We start from the raw sequence: 15645 nt of genomic DNA on the forward strand, positions 1-15645 counted from the left end.
ATTAATTTCTTAAACTTTCATTATCATCCCAATCTTCTTTAGGTATAGCTACGCTAAAAGCATTGACACAATCTTGACTAATAATAGATTTAAGTCTGCATTCGTCGCTTTTTTTCTTGGCTTCTTGTGGATGAGTTTTATAGTATTCTACGCTTTTTGTTTGCTCGCAAGCGTTAAACATAATACTTGTAATCAATAAAAACAACATTTGAATAAAAAAAATCATTATATTATCCTTTTTAGTTATTATAGCAATAAAATTTTTTAATTATATTTAATGATTAATTTCTTTTTCATTGTAAGAAAATACAGGCAAAGCCCATTGATATTTAATAGCTAAAAGTCTTAAGATAACTCCTATAAATAAAGTAACCAAAGTGCAAAGAAGGGTATGAATTTGTAACCACATTATTAAAAGATAATAAAGTGCGCCTGTTATGATAGCAATGCCTGCATAAATTTCTTTTTGAAATACAAGTGGAATTCTCATACAAAAAATATCTCTTAAAATGCCACCAAAGACACCTGTAATCACAGCTGCTACAATAGCAATAATAAAACCATAATTTAATTTCATAGCAATTTGTGCGCCAAGTATGCTAAAAACAACAAGTCCTATAGCATCTAGTGTTAAAAATAAAGATTCTAATTTTGTTACTATACTAGGAATTCTAGTTGCTGCAAGAGCAAAAAAACAAACTAAAAGTATATACTCTGGATGTTTCACCCAAGTAAGCGGATAATGTCCTAAAAGAACATCGCGTATACTCCCACCACCTATAGCAGTAACTAAGGCTATAAACATAACCCCAAAAAGATCCATTTTATGTCTTCCTGCCGCTAAAGCACCTGTCATTCCTTCTGCTGAAATTCCTATAATATAAAGTGCAGTTATTGTTAATTCATTTAAATCCATTCTTTTTCCTTAAAACTGCTCACAAGAAATTTTATAATGATTAATTTTTTCATCAACAACTTCGTGATTTGGAACCTGATAACATTCTTTAAATTTTGGAGTTTGGATGATTTTAACATAAAAACTAGGTATTGCAATGTTATTTTTTATTCGTTTTGGATTTTTATCATAAAGAACAAGATTTAAAACTTCTACACTTTGAAATTTTAAAGCCAATTCTCTTTCTCTTTGTTCAATTTCATTCCAAATTTTAGCATTAATTTGCTCATTTTGTGGAGTCATATTACTCATTAAAAAAACTGAATTTTGAGCAGCTTTACTAAAACGAAATGAAGCATTTGAAGCCGTATGTCCACGAGTATATCCACTGTGTTTATAATCGCTCCAAGTGGTGCGGTATTTTTTAGGAATATTGGTATCATCTTCAAAACGTGGTCGTTTTTTAATTTGTTTCATTTTTAAATTAGAGGATTCAACTTTGTAAGCAACTGCCTTTGTGCCCTTTAAAGAATAATCATAACAATTGATATAAAAAAATTTATTTAAAACTTGAGAACAGTTAAAAGAATTAAAATAGGATGAAAAATCTTTATTAGGTATGTAAGATTGAAGAGCAAATGCATTAAAAAAGCACAAAAATATCAAAGTGAGTAATTTCATTAAATTTCCTTATCTTTACTAGTGCAAAGATGACTTAAAAAGCATTCTTTACATAGAGGTTTTTTTGCTTTGCAGGTATATCTTCCAAAAAGTACCATAGCTTGATGAAGATAATTAAGATTATCTTTGAAAATGCGTGTTAAATCTTCTTCTGTAGCTTCTGGGGTTTTTGCTTTACTGAGATTTAGACGATGAGAAACTCTAAAAACATGAGTATCTACAGCCATAAAATTAGCTCCACACCATTCAATTAAAACAACATGAGCGGTTTTTTGTCCTACTCCTGCTAAAGATTTCAAATCTTTTTCATTTAAGGGAATTTCTCCATTAAAATTTTCACAAACAGCTTTTGCCATCTTGATAAGATTTTGTGCTTTGTTGTTAAAAAAAGAACAACTTTGAATATAGCTTTTTAAACTTGATAAATTAGCATTTGCTAAGCTTTTAATATCCGGATAAGCCTTGAAAAGATTTGGAGTGATTAAATTCACTCTTTTATCAGTGCATTGAGCTGAAAGCATCACACAAACTATAAGCTCGTAAAGATTTTTAAATTTCAATTCTGTTACAGGCTTATCAAAATTTTTTAAAAAAAGTTCTTTAATTTGTAAATTTCTTTTCATTTTTTTATTTTAGTTAATTTGCTTTAAACCAAGTTGAGATATAATAGAATTATCTTATATTTTAATTAAAAAGGAAACTCGATGAAAAAAATTTCTCTAGTCGCGGCAACTTTGTTTTTTGGTGTAGCTTTAAGTGCAAATGCAGCTACAATAGCTACCGTAAATGGTAAAAATATTAGCGATACTGAGGTAAATGATTTTTTTGCTCCTATGCTTAGAGGTCAAGATTTTAAAACTTTACCTGATAATCAAAAAAAGATTCTTTTACAACAATATATCATTCAAGATTTAGTTTTACAAGATGCCAAAAAACAAAATTTAGAAAAAGATCCACTCTATATGAAAGAGCTTGATCGTGCAAAAGAAAGCATCTTGGTTAATGTATATCAAGAAAAAATTTTAAATTCTATTAAGATAGATCCAGCTAAAGTTAAAGCTTTTTATGAGCAAAATAAAGATAAATATGTAAAACCTGCTTCAGTTCAAGCAAGACATATTTTAGTTTCTAGTGAAAAAGAAGCTAAAGAAATTATTAATGAGCTTAAAAAATTAAAAGGCAAGGCCTTAGAAGATAAATTTAGTCAAATTGCTAAAGAAAAATCTATAGATCCAGGTTCAAAAAATCAAGGTGGGGAGCTTGGTTGGTTTGACCAATCAACTATGGTGAAACCTTTTACAGATGCAGCTTTTGCACTTAAAAATGGTACCATTACAACAACTCCAGTAAAAACAAATTTTGGATATCATATTATCTTAAAAGAAAATTCACATCCAAGAGAGCAAATTAAATTTGAAGATGTAAAACAAGGTATTGAAAATGGACTTAAATTTGAAGAATTTAAGAAGGTAATGAATCAAAAAGGTCAAGAACTTTTAAATAGTGCTAAAGTTGAGTATAAATAAAATGGGTGTTTTAGATATAGTTAAACCAGGAGTTATAAGCGGTAGCGAGCTTAATAAAGTTTATGAGTATGCCAAAGCAGAGGGATTTGCAATCCCTGCTGTTAATGTTGTTGGAACAAATTCTATTAACGCAGTTTTAGAGGTTGCTAAAAAAGTAAATTCTCCCGTAATTATTCAGTTTTCTAATGGGGGTGCTAAATTTTATGCCGGAAAAAATTGTTCTAACGGAGATGTTTTAGGTGCTGTTAGTGGTGCTCAACATGTTCATTTGCTTTCTAAAGCTTATGGAGTTCCAGTTATTTTGCATACTGACCATGCTGCGAGAAAGCTTTTACCTTGGATAGATGGCTTGATTATGGCAAATGAAGAATTTAAGAAAAATCACGGACAAGCTTTATTTAGTTCCCATATGCTTGATCTTAGTGAAGAAAGCTTGGAGGACAATTTAAGAACTTGTGAAGAGTATTTAAAAAAACTTGACACTTTAGGGATTTGTCTTGAGTTAGAACTTGGTTGCACGGGTGGAGAAGAAGATGGAGTTGATAATACAGGTATTGATAATGCTAAACTTTATACTCAGCCTGAAGATGTAGCTCTTGCTTATGAAAGACTTGGAAAAATTAGCGATAAATTTTCAATTGCAGCAAGTTTTGGTAATGTACATGGGGTCTATAAGCCTGGAAATGTAAGCTTGCAACCTGAAATTTTGAAAAATTCTCAAAAATTTATAAAAGATAAATTTGGACTAAATAATGATAAGCCGATTAATTTTGTTTTTCATGGTGGAAGTGGAAGTGAATTAAAAGATATTAAAGATGCAGTAAGCTATGGCGTGATTAAAATGAATATTGATACAGATACTCAATGGGCTTTTTGGGATGGAGTTCGTGAGTATGAAGCTAAAAATCATGCTTATTTGCAAGGTCAAATTGGAAATCCAGAAGGCGATGATAAACCAAATAAAAAATACTATGATCCACGTATATGGCTAAGATCGGGTGAAGAAAATATGATTAAGCGTTTAGAAATTGCTTTTGAGAATTTAAATTGTATCAATAAAAACTAAGTTTTATACTTAGTTTTTATTTTAGTTTAAAGATTATTTTTTAAATAATTTTTAAAGTAAAATTTTATTTTTATTAGGGATTGTTTATTATGGAAGTAAAATCGGATGAAATTGCAGAACTTATTTTGCCTGAGAGCAAAGAAAGAAAAGGATATTTTGTTTATTTAAAGATTATTTTTATTCCTGCTTTGCTTTATTTTTTGATTTTGCTAGGTTATTTTCACGTTATTAATTTTGAAGTCGAATTACATACGGTTATTATGACAGGAATTATTTTTTTTGTAGCCCTTATTTTTGCACGCCATAATTCTGAATACGCCTATAGTATTTTTGAGCAGCAGAAAGATGAATTTAAGCAAGCTTTAAAAAGATATATTATGAAACATTTTCTTGCTATAGGCAAAGATACTAAATCAAATGCAAATTTCGATGATTTTGCTTATAGTTATATTAAAGAAACTAGAAATGAAAATTTTGCAAGTATAGGTTCGGCTATATTTCCTATGATGGGAATTTTGGGAACTTTTATTAGCATTGCAATTTCTATGCCAGATTTTAGTTCTAGTAATACAGCGGCTTTAGAGCAAGAAATTGCAAACTTATTAAGTGGAGTAGGGACTGCTTTTTATGTTTCAATTTACGGTATTTTTTTAGCTCTTTGGTGGATTTTTTTTGAGAAATTTGGCAAAAGTAAGATTGAACGTTTATTAAATCGTCAAAAAAATTCTACGAGTGGATTTTTTTGGACAAAAGAAGAACTTGATCAAAGATATTTGAGTGAAAGCTTACAACATTTTGAAAAAATTGGTGCTATTTTTAAACAAGTAAGCAATCAGGATTTTTTTGCAGAACTTGATCATGCAATCGATAGAAAATTTAAAATTTTCCAAGATATGATTAATGTTGAAGAAAAAGCTATAAGGTTAAGCGGGGAGCATATTAAACAAACTATGGGAGAGTTAAGCAGAGCACAAAGAGATCAAAGAGATCTTGGTAAATTGTATAGCGAAATGCTTAATGGTATTGGTATGCTTAATCAAAATCTTAAAGAAGTTAATATGCGTATGTCAGAACAATACAATCGTTTATTGGATATTAGTAATGAAAAAATTCAACATTTTGATAAAACTTTAGGTATTTTTACAGACGAAGTGGAACGTTTTAGTCATAATTTTAAACTTTATGAACAAGAAATGCTTCAAAGTCAAGAAAAGATTTTTGAAGGTTTTAAAACAAGTCTTTTTGAGGGAATGCACAAATTTAAAGAAATATATGAAGAAGAAAAAAATATCGATGAAAAAATTAAAATGATGGGAGAATTTAAAAAAGAAATTCAAGATCTAAATGAAGAAACTAATGAAATGATCAAAAAAATTGGTAAAGAAGTAGAAGAACAAGAAGCCAATGTTAACAAAAATAAAAATATAGAAGAGTCAGATTTTACTCAAGAAAATGAGCAAGAAAAAGAAGTAGATTTGGAAAAAACAAGCAAAGAAAATCAATCATGAAAAATGATTTTAAAGAAGATAATAATTTTTGGATAGCTTATGCTGATTTAATGGCTGGTTTGCTTTTTGTTTTTATTTTACTCATAGGTGCTATTGTGGTTAAATATGTTTTAACCCAGAGTGATTTAAAAGAAATTAAAGATAGCTTAACCAAACAAGAAGCGCGCTTAGAAGAAAGCAAACAAGAATTAAAAAATAAAGAAGCAATAGTTTTTAAGCTAAGTTCTGATTTAAACAATGCCTCAAGTGCCTTAGATCTTGCAAATTTGCAAAAAGCAGAACTTGAAGCAAATATAACTAATTATAAACAATTAAGTCAGGATTTAAATTCAACCCTTGATAATAAAGATAAGCAAATTCTTATTTTGCTTGGACAGCTTGAAAAAAAAGATGAAGAATTGGCTAGTTTAAAAGAAGAATTTAATCAAGCTAAAGAAAAAATTCAAAATTTAGGTCTTATGCGTGAGAATTTAAGCAAGGAACTACAAAAAAAACTTGATAATAATATTACAATTAATGATAAAACAGGGGCAATTTCTTTGCCTGCTGAGGTTTTATTTGATAAAGATTCTTATGTTTTAAAAAATGAAGCAAAAGCAAAATTAAGAAAAATTTTAAGCGAATATTTTGATGCGATTATGAATGATCCAAAGATTTTATCTAACATTGAAAATATCATTATTGAGGGACATACAGACAGTGATGGATCTTATATTTATAATTTAGATTTATCTCAAAAACGAGCTTATGAAGTGATGAATTTTATTTATAGTTTCTATAAAGATCCAAGACTTCAAAAACTTTTGATGGCAAGCGGTCGATCTTTTTCTGATCCCATTATGAGTAATGGTGTAGAAGACAAAGATAAAAGTCGTCGCATAGAAATAAAATTTAGTATTAAAAATGATAATGCTTTAAAAGACGTAGAAAATTTTTTTGAATTTCATTAAAATCTTATGAAATGTTAAAATCTACTATTGATAAAATTTATTTTAAAGGGTTTGAATTTTATATAAAGCGTGATGATTTACTAGGAGAAATTAATGGTAATAAAGCTAGAAAGCTTGCCTTTTATTTTGCTCAAACTTATGCTAAACATCAGCGTTTTATTAGCTATGGCGGTATTCAAAGCAATGCAATGGCTGCGCTTAGTCTCTTTTGTTTTAAAAGAAATATAAAATTTATTTTTATTTGTAAAAAAATTCCATCCTATTTAAAAGAAAATCCGTGTAGTAATTATGCTCTAGCTTTAAAAAATAGGGTTGAAATTATAGAAACTAATAATAACTTAAAAGAATATGCATTATCTTTATGCAATAAAGATGATATTTTTATTGAACAAGGTATAGCCAATTTAAACGCAGAACAAGGTTATAAGGAATTAGCAAATGAAATTAAAAAACAAAGCTTGGAATTGAATTTGCAATTTGATATTTTTTTACCATCTGGAACAGGAACTTCTGCTGCTTTTTTAGCTAAACATTCTCAATTTAAAGTTTTTACTTGTGCGTGTGTTGGCGATGAAGATTATTTAAAAAAACAGATTTTAGAATTAATACAAGATTATAATTTTAAGAATTTACAAATTTTAAAGAAAAATAAAAAATATCATTTTGGAAAACCCTATAAAGAAATTTACCAACTCTATCAAGAAATCAAACAAGAATGTTCTATAGAATTTGATTTACTTTATGATATGATAGGTTTAAGTGTTGTATTGCAAAGAAAGTGGAAAAAACCCTTACTTTATATACATCAAGGAGGAATTTTAGGAAACTCTTCTATGTTGCAAAGATATGTTTTTAAGGGTTTTAATTAATTTATTTTTTCAAAAAATTTAAAAGATTTTCACAAGCTAAGGAAATAATTTTATATGTTTCATCAAAATTTTTACTATACCAAGGATCTGGAACTTCATTATAACCTAAATCAGGAGCAAAATCAGTCATTTTTAAAAGTTTATTTTCAACGTTATTAAATTTTTTTAAAACATTATTAAAGTTAGAATTATCCATAGTGATTAAAAAATCACTTTCATTGCAGAGTTTTTGTGTGAGTTTTTTACTCTTAAAATTTTGATGCTTAATATTAAGGCTTTCAAGTTTGGTTTTTGTTCCAAAATGCATTCCTTCGCCATCGTGCTCTCCTGAAGTACCCGCACTGGTAACGAAAAAAATTCTTCTAATTTATTTTTTTTAATTAAATCCTTCATGACAAATTCAGCCATAGGAGAACGACATATATTGCCTAAGCATATAAAGGTTATTTTTTTCACATTTTTTCCTTATGTTTTAATTAAAAATTATAAAAACTATCATACAATAAAATTATGGAAAAATTCAATAAAACTTTGTGGATATGTTGGTTTGGAGTTTTTACTACAAGCATGGGCCTAAGCCAAATTGCTCCTATTTTACCTTTATATATAAAAGAATTAGGACATATTAATCCCAATGATATTGCATTTTATTCAGGACTTGCTTTTGGTATAACTCCACTTGGAATGGCTATTTTTTCACCTCTTTGGGCTTTTTTAGGTGCAAAATATGGTTATAAAAATATGTTACTTCGAGCAAGTTTAGGAATGTCAATTTTAACTTTATGGCTTAGCTTTGCTCACAATGCAACAGAAGTAGTTTTAATTCGAGCTTTAACAGGAATTGTTTCGGGTTTTACATCTGCATGTGTTGTTTTTATAGCAGTAATTGCCCCTAAAGAAAAAGTCGCTTATGCTTTAGGCACTCTTTCTACTGCTTCAGTTAGTGGCAGTCTAATAGGACCTTTATTTGGTGGGTTTGTTGCTGAATTTTTAAGCATTAGTACTGTCTTTGATCTTATAGCATTTTTAATAGCTTGTTCTTTTATTACAATTTATTTTTTTATTCATGAGGATAAGAAAAATAAAGAAATTCGTCAATATACCCAAAGAAAAAAAGAAAATAAAGTTCTTATAATTATTCTTTTTATTACAACTTTTATAATTCAATTTGGAACCTTTGGAGTTATGCCTATCTTAAGTATTTTTGTAGAAAAAATTCATCAAGGAGGTAATTTGGCTCTTTGGGCTGGAATTGTTGTGGCTTCAAGTGGGGTAAGTAATTTGTTTTTTGCGCCAAGAATTGGCAGTTTTGCGGATAAAATCGGTCCAAGTAAAATTATTTTTTATTCTTTAATATTTTGTGGAATTTGTTTTTATTTACAATCTTTGGCCACAAATGTTTATATGTTAATTTTTATTAGATTATTAATAGGAGTAGCACTTGGCGGTCTCTTACCTTGTGTAAATGCCTTGCTTAAAAAAAGTGTGAGTGTAAAAAACTTAAGTGTTATTTTTGGTCTTAATCAAACATTTCAATTTTTAGGCAATTTTTGTGGAGCCTTTGGAGGAGGAATTATAACAGCTTATTTTAAAATAGAAATGGTTTTTATTCTTATATGCTTTATTTTTATATTTAATGCTTTAATTTTTTTGTTGTTTAAAAAATATATTTAATTTTTTAAAATTTGCTTGATTTTTTTATATTCATATGTAAGCTGTTCAAGGGAAAAATTTAAATTTGCAGGGGATGTAGATGGTAGGGCAATAGCTTCTAGATTAGGATAGAATTTTTTAAAAAAATGATAAGCACTTTTTCCTGTGGTAAAGATGTATTCTATTTTGGCATGATTTAAGATGATATTTAAATCATTGGCTTTAGCATAACTTATAGTTTTATCATCAGAATTTTTTATTTTGCAACTTTTGAGTATATCCCAAAGAGCTATTTTTTGATTTTTTAAAAATATTTTTTGTTCTTTTATACTTGTTAATTTTACAGAGAATAAAATTTCAAAAATAGGCCAAAATCTATTTCTTGGGTGTTGATAATAAAAACCATCTTTTCTGGATTGGATCGAGGGAAAAGACCCTAAGATTAAAATTTTAGAATTTCTGTTAAAAAAAGGTTTTAAAGGATGAGTGAGAAAATCACTCATTCGCATAAATCCACAGAAATTTTACCATTTTTAATTTCGCTAACTTTTACTCTTAAAATATCTTGTTCTTTAATATCTAAATGTTTTATTTTAGAATGATGAATCAAGCCATCTATATCATCTTTGAGTTCTACAAAGGCTCCAAATTGAGTAATTTTCTTAACCACTCCTTCAAATTCTTGGCCAATTTCAAATTCTGCTATTTTCTTTTCTTTCAAGGATTTTTTATGGGTTTTATGAGAAGTTGTGATATTTATAATATAATTTTTAGCAGCTATAATTTGTTCATTATTGCAGCCTGAAATTTTTACTTCTCCCTTATCTCGATCAAGATCAATAGATACATTAAATTTTTCTATGATTTCTTTAATTGTTTTGCCACCTTGGCCTATAATATCTACAATTTTAGATGGTTCGATATTAAATAGTTCTATTTTTGGTAAAATTTCCTCATTAACAATAATTTCTTTTGCTGCTTTTTCCATAATATTTAAAATATGCAATCTTCCTTCTTTAGCTTGATAAAGGGCAATTTTTAATTTTTCTTGATCTATGCCACCAAGTTTGATATCCATTTGTAAAGCAGTTATACCATTTTTATTTCCAGCAACTTTAAAATCCATATCTCCATCATGATCTTCAAGTCCCATAATATCGGTTAAAACTGCAAATTGGTCATTTTCAAAAATCAATCCCATTGCAACTCCAGCAATCAGATCTAAACTAGGAACTCCTGCAGCACGTAAGGCCAAGGATCCTCCACAAACTGTAGCCATAGAGCTTGATCCGTTACTTTCTAGAATTTCACTAACTAAGCGAATAACATAAGGATAATCTTGCGGTATACTTGGATATAGAGCTCTTTTTCCTAAATTTCCATGCCCTAATTCTCTCCTACTTGGTGCTTTAATAGGACTAGCTTCGCCTACTGAAAAACCTGGAAAATTATAATTTACCATAAAGCGTTCACTTACAGGATTTTTTTCATTGAGTAAATCTATCATTTGAGCGTCACTATCTCCACCTAGAGTTGCTACAACTAAAGCTTGCGTTTGACCTCGTGTAAAAAGACAAGATCCATGAGCATTAGGGAGTATGTTTGTTTCTATGCTAATAGGTCTTACTTCTTTTAAGCCTCTACCATCTGCTCTTTTTCCTTCATTTAGAATTTGAGAGCGTATGATATTGCGTTTGACTTTATTTAAGGTATTAAGTATGCTTTCTTCATCCCATTCTTTAGCAATATCTAATTTTATAATTTTTTCAGCAATTTTATTTAATTCACTAGCTCTTTCACTTTTTGCCATTTGATTAATAGCTTGTTTAATATCATTATAAAAATTATTTTCTAAAAAGGTAAAAATTTCTGGATATTCAATTTCTTCTTTTAATTCTATAGAATTGTCTTTTTTATGATTTATAAAGGTTTTTTCATAAATACTTGACCCCTCTAGAATTGCTTTTTGAGCTAAACTTAAAGCCTTTAAGGTTTCATCTTCACTTAATTCATTCATAGCTTGAGTATTTTGGCTAAACTCATCATTTGGTAAAGCTCTCATTTCTATCATTAAAAGTTCATCTTTTACTCCAGAAACATAAAGATCTAAAGTACTTTTTTTAAGTTCTTCATTGGTAGGATTTAGGATAAAATTATTATCAATACGCCCTATACGAACTCCACAAACTGGAGCTTTTATAGGAATATCACTTAAATAAAGTGCTACGCTAGCAGCATTTAAGCTCATTACTTGCAAATCTGTTTGAGAATCTACTGAAAGAACCATAACTACAATTTGAGTTGGATAAGTATATCCTTTTGGAAAAAGTGGACGTAAAGATCTATCTATGATTCTAGCTGTAAGAGTTTCTGCATCAGTCGGTTTAGTTTCTCTTTTAACATAGCCTCCTGGAATTTTACCTGCAGCGTAAGCTTTTTCTATATATTGGACAGTTAAAGGTAAAAAGTCTTCTTCAACAAGCTTTTCTTCTCTTGCAACTGTTGCCAATATAACACTTTTGCCTTGTCTCATTAAAACAGCACCAGAGGCTTGTTTTGCTACTTTGTCTATATCAAAGATTTCTATATTTTTATTAACTTGAATTTCATATTGCATCGTCTTTCCTTTTTTTCCAGATAATAAATGGGTTAAATTTTTAAAAATATTAAGCAAGTATCTTTCCTTTTAAATTTTATTTTCAGTTTCAGTTAGCGAAAAATCATATTTGATTCCGCCTATTGGATAAAAATTAAATACAAAATAAACTCCACTTTGGTTTTTAGCGGTAATTCCAGCACTTGTAAGCTGTGGATCAATTCTTTCTCTATACATTAAAGAATAATTCCAGCATTTTCTTTGAAAAGTATAGCCAAATTCCCACATATTTGCATGTGATCTTTGGGTGTCAAGCCAAATGCCCCCAAATAAATTATAATTTGGTGTTATAATATAATTTGCATGTGTTCCTATAAAATTATATTTGCCATATTCATTATTTTGATAGGCGTGTGAAAAATTTAAGTTAAAATCAAAATTAGAACTTAATTCGATTTGATTAATTACATTAGTAAATCTTTGCTCTCTATAAGAATAAAATGTTTCATTGCTTAAATTGATATAGTCATTATAGTAGTAAGTTATTAAATTTTTTAACTGATTAAAATGTTGTTTTTTATTTAAATATTCAAGATTAAATTTATGTTTTATTTTTTTTTGGCCTAAATCATTATAAAAATATTGAATCGTGTAAAAATTTATTTGATCATCTTTTTGTGTAGTGGATTCTTCAAGATAGTTTTCACTAATATTTCCAGATTTTGCTCCAAGTAATGAATATTCTAATCCAAAATTTAAAGTATGAAAAAAATACCCATAATTTTTTGAAAGATCTGTATAAAAATTAAAACTATGGGTATTTTGGAAATAATGTTCATGATCTTTTCTAGGATCATGAGTGTAATTAACAAAAGAGGCAAAAAGATTTTCTGTAAAAGTAAAATGAAGCAAATCATTAAAAAAAGCATTGTGATATGAAATTGGCAATTCTAAATTAATTTGATTTGCATAAGGACCTACTTGACGATAAAAATTATGAAAAGTGGCATCAAAAGAATAACGCAAACGTTCATCAAATAAATTATTTAAAAATCTATGATATTGAAAGCTTGGATATTCTTGCAAGGTTGATTTGTTATTTAATTTAGAGGTATCGATATAGTATTTTCCATAAACTCCATAATAATTATTTTCATCGGCTAAGAAATAATTAACTCTAGAAGTGACTAATGAGTTAAGATCATAAGTATCTTTTGAGCTAAGATTAAAATAATCAACATCATTGATATAAATTCCATCAATCCATAACCCTTCTTGGAAATTATCTCCTAATAGGGATTTAAACAAGTCATCTCTAATGTATTTTAATTCAATACCAGCATGAGTTTTATTTTTTAAATTTTCTTTGCGATAATAAGAATATTTTTCTCTAAATCCACCAAAATTAAGTTCACCCATAGAATAAGGTGAATCTACAAATCTTAAAGTAGAGTAAAGTCCAAAGCCTCTATTAGTCCTAATTTGTGGATCAAACTGCAAATCCCAATTTTCATCTGTTGCTATATAAATAGGCTGTTCATAGTATAAACCTTCGCCTCTTTTTAAAATAATTTTAGGAACCAAAAGTCCACTTTGTCGGTGTGTATCAGCACTAAATCCAAAATAAGGTAAATAAAATACAGGTATATCTTTAACGTATAATCTTGCATTATATAAGTGAACAAAATTATTTTTTCTATTTAACCAGCCTTTAGAAAATCGAATTTCCCAATCTGGATCTTCGACATTACAACTAGAAACAGCAGAAATATCGCTTTCAAAAATTTTATCATTTAAATAACTTTTTTTACTTTGAAACCAAACTTCTAGATTATTATTAGAGAAGAAAAAATTATTAAAATATGCTTCATTGGAATTTAAATTTATTTTTGCATAATTTGAATGGGAACGTTCATTTTGTCCTCTTAAAATATTAACATCACCAAAAAGTTCTATATCTCCACTTTTCTCATTGTATATTGCTTTATTTGCGGTGATGAAATAAAAATCTGAAAAAATAACTACATCATTTTTTGCAGTAAGTATATCTCCTTCTTTTTTTGCATCAAGCGCATAAATATCAACTTGTGCTGCATTTAAGGCAATTTTTGCAAAACATAAAAATAAAAATTTACGCCACATTGACCACTACTGTTTTTGCTGCATAATCTTCCCATGTTTTACGCAAATTATTACTTAAAGCCCATGCAAATCCTAAAAAAAACGCACTATTGCTAAGTTCGCTAACACTAGATCTTATGCAACTTTGTATCAAATTAGGTTTATCTAAAACATCTTCATCTAAAATAATTATTTTACATATCATTTTTCCCAAGCTTGCACCATATAAATAGGTAAAAATGATTTGATAAATTAAACGAATTAAAATAAAACTTAAGCCAAAATTACGTGATACTTCAATCATTTCCATCAAATCTTTTGCCTGAGATAAGGGAGTATAAAAGATTATATAAATAATAAAAGAAAGGATAAAATTATCTATAAAATAGGCTAAAACCCTTTTTTTAAAACTAGCAATACTTAAATTTTCACGTTCTAATCGAGTGGCTAAATCTTCTTTCATTGGGTGACCTGATAAGCGATATCTTTTCTAAATTGTTTTCCTTTAAATTCAATATTTTCGCAAAGTTCGTAAGCTTTTTTTTGTGCTTCTTTTATATCTTTGCCTACGCCAACACAGACTAAAACACGACCTCCATCAGCCATTAATTTACCATTACTTAAGCTAACTCCAGCATAAGAAATATGAGTATTTTCTGGAATACTTTTTATAGAAATTTCTGTTTTTTCAGAGCTTTTATAAGGATAATTTTCACTAGCACAAACAACTCCTACAGCGTATTCTTTTTTTATATTAATTTTTGTATTTTTTAAGCGTTTTTGGGTTGTAGCTAAAATCAATTCCAAAGGATTTTCAATTAAAGGCATTAACACTTCACATTCTGGATCACCAAAACGTACATTAAATTCTAAAACATAAGGCTCTTGATCGACAACCATAATTCCTATAAATAAAACTCCGCTAAATTCACTATTTTCTTTTTTCATTCCAGATAAAGTAGGAATAATAATATCTTTTTTAATTTTTTCAAGTAAATCTTCACTAGCTAAAGAGCTAGGAGCATAAGCGCCCATACCTCCAGTATTTGGCCCTTTATCTTGATCAAGAAGTTTTTTATGATCTTGAGCTGCAGGTAATAAGATGAAATCATCTCCATCGCAAACTGCAAAAATACTAAGTTCAAATCCATCTAAAAATTCTTCTATTACTATAAATTTTCCAGCATCTCCAAAGCTTTCTCCGCTGAGCATTTTAGAAGCAGAATCAATAGCTTCTTCATGAGTTTGTGCGATAATTACGCCTTTTCCGGCACATAAGCCATCTGCTTTTATAACTATAGGCGGTGTTAAAGTTAAAATAAATTCTTTAGCTTTTTCTAAACTGTTAGTATTTAAAAATTTAGCTGTTTTAATTTGATATTTTTGAAGAAAATTTTTCATAAAAGATTTTGATGTTTCAAGCATAGCCGCTGCTTTGCTTGGTCCAAATATAGTAAGATTATGTTGTTTAAAAATATCTACAATTCCTTGAGCTAAAAAATTTTCACTTCCCACAATACAAAGATCAATTTCATTTTCTTTTGCGTAATTTGCTAATTCTAGAGGTTTTTCAAGATTAATATTTGTGCCAAGATTTTCAGTTGCACCATTTCCAGGAGAGAAGAAAAAATCTAATTTTTGATCTATATTTTTTAAAGCTAAAGCGATAGAGTATTCTCTGGCACCACTACCTAGAATCATTATTTTCATTGATATTCTCCTTTAATAAAACCCAAACAGCCGCTATTGTAGTTGACCCCAAAAAGTCAAAAGAAAACCG

General features: G+C 28.5%; 15 protein-coding genes and 1 pseudogene. 6 read left to right on the plus strand and 10 right to left on the minus strand.

What is annotated here, in order from left to right; genetic code table 11:
- Position 1: 1 nt before the first annotated feature.
- The 4 genes from CMOL_RS01450 to nth form a co-directional block, all read right to left on the minus strand.
- Positions 2–208, minus strand: a complete 207-nt coding sequence (locus CMOL_RS01450; protein ID WP_200280298.1) for an EexN family lipoprotein — start codon at positions 206–208, stop codon at positions 2–4.
- 66 nt (positions 209–274) lie between these two features.
- Positions 275–916, minus strand: coding sequence for a trimeric intracellular cation channel family protein (locus CMOL_RS01455; protein ID WP_200280127.1), 642 nt, complete (start codon positions 914–916; stop codon positions 275–277).
- Positions 917–925: 9 nt separating this feature from the next.
- Positions 926–1576, minus strand: a complete 651-nt coding sequence (locus CMOL_RS01460) for a DNA/RNA non-specific endonuclease (protein ID WP_200280130.1) — start codon at positions 1574–1576, stop codon at positions 926–928.
- Positions 1576–2199 (minus strand): endonuclease III, encoded by a 624-nt coding sequence (nth, locus tag CMOL_RS01465; RefSeq protein ID WP_200280133.1) that lies wholly within the window; start codon positions 2197–2199, stop codon positions 1576–1578. Before nth ends, CMOL_RS01460 begins: the two co-directional genes overlap by 1 nt.
- Before the next feature lie 81 nt (positions 2200–2280).
- On the opposite strand from nth, the gene CMOL_RS01470 reads away from it, so the two are divergent.
- From CMOL_RS01470 to CMOL_RS01490, 5 genes are all read left to right on the plus strand, one after another.
- Positions 2281–3102 (plus strand): peptidylprolyl isomerase, encoded by an 822-nt coding sequence (locus CMOL_RS01470; RefSeq protein ID WP_200280136.1) that lies wholly within the window; start codon positions 2281–2283, stop codon positions 3100–3102.
- Position 3103: 1 nt separating this feature from the next.
- Positions 3104–4168: a class II fructose-bisphosphate aldolase gene (gene fbaA, locus CMOL_RS01475; protein WP_239820741.1), complete on the plus strand. Its 1065-nt coding sequence runs from the start codon at positions 3104–3106 to the stop codon at positions 4166–4168.
- Positions 4169–4257: 89 nt separating this feature from the next.
- The gene (locus CMOL_RS01480) at positions 4258–5676 is read left to right on the plus strand and encodes a MotA/TolQ/ExbB proton channel family protein (RefSeq protein ID WP_239820447.1); all 1419 of its coding nucleotides are present in this window, start codon (positions 4258–4260) and stop codon (positions 5674–5676) included.
- Positions 5673–6626 carry an OmpA family protein gene (locus CMOL_RS01485; RefSeq protein WP_200280142.1) on the plus strand — a complete coding sequence of 318 codons (954 nt, stop codon included), beginning with the start codon at positions 5673–5675 and terminating at the stop codon, positions 6624–6626. The genes CMOL_RS01480 and CMOL_RS01485 overlap by 4 nt, the downstream gene beginning before the upstream one ends.
- Positions 6627–6637: 11 nt before the next feature.
- On the plus strand, positions 6638–7495 hold the full coding sequence (locus tag CMOL_RS01490) for a 1-aminocyclopropane-1-carboxylate deaminase/D-cysteine desulfhydrase (RefSeq protein ID WP_239820448.1): 858 nt from the start codon (positions 6638–6640) through the stop codon (positions 7493–7495).
- A 1-nt stretch (position 7496) separates the two neighbouring features.
- Here the strand turns inward: CMOL_RS01490 and CMOL_RS01495 are convergent.
- Positions 7497–7951 (minus strand): annotated as a pseudogene (locus CMOL_RS01495) (low molecular weight protein-tyrosine-phosphatase).
- A gap of 54 nt (positions 7952–8005) precedes the next feature.
- Between CMOL_RS01495 and CMOL_RS01500 the strand changes: the two are divergent.
- Complete coding sequence (locus CMOL_RS01500; RefSeq protein ID WP_239820449.1) at positions 8006–9169, plus strand: MFS transporter; 1164 nt, start codon at positions 8006–8008, stop codon at positions 9167–9169.
- On the opposite strand, the gene CMOL_RS01505 is transcribed toward CMOL_RS01500, so the two are convergent.
- The 5 genes from CMOL_RS01505 to purD all read right to left on the minus strand — a co-directional run bounded on the left by CMOL_RS01505 (position 9166) and on the right by purD (position 15575).
- On the minus strand, positions 9166–9651 hold the full coding sequence (locus CMOL_RS01505; RefSeq protein ID WP_200280154.1) for a DNA-deoxyinosine glycosylase: 486 nt from the start codon (positions 9649–9651) through the stop codon (positions 9166–9168). The genes CMOL_RS01500 and CMOL_RS01505 overlap by 4 nt on opposite strands.
- Complete coding sequence (locus CMOL_RS01510; RefSeq protein WP_239820450.1) at positions 9648–11765, minus strand: polyribonucleotide nucleotidyltransferase; 2118 nt, start codon at positions 11763–11765, stop codon at positions 9648–9650. Before CMOL_RS01510 ends, CMOL_RS01505 begins: the two co-directional genes overlap by 4 nt.
- 69 nt (positions 11766–11834) lie before the next feature.
- Complete coding sequence (locus CMOL_RS01515; protein WP_239820451.1) at positions 11835–13886, minus strand: LPS-assembly protein LptD; 2052 nt, start codon at positions 13884–13886, stop codon at positions 11835–11837.
- The gene (locus CMOL_RS01520; protein ID WP_200280164.1) at positions 13876–14328 is read right to left on the minus strand and encodes an RDD family protein; all 453 of its coding nucleotides are present in this window, start codon (positions 14326–14328) and stop codon (positions 13876–13878) included. The genes CMOL_RS01515 and CMOL_RS01520 overlap by 11 nt, the downstream gene beginning before the upstream one ends.
- The gene (gene purD / locus CMOL_RS01525; RefSeq protein WP_239820452.1) at positions 14325–15575 is read right to left on the minus strand and encodes a phosphoribosylamine--glycine ligase; all 1251 of its coding nucleotides are present in this window, start codon (positions 15573–15575) and stop codon (positions 14325–14327) included. Before purD ends, CMOL_RS01520 begins: the two co-directional genes overlap by 4 nt.
- Positions 15576–15645: the final 70 nt, after the last annotated feature.

The sequence above is a fragment of the Campylobacter sp. RM10537 genome (assembly GCF_022369435.1).
Classification (GTDB): domain Bacteria; phylum Campylobacterota; class Campylobacteria; order Campylobacterales; family Campylobacteraceae; genus Campylobacter_D; species Campylobacter_D molothri.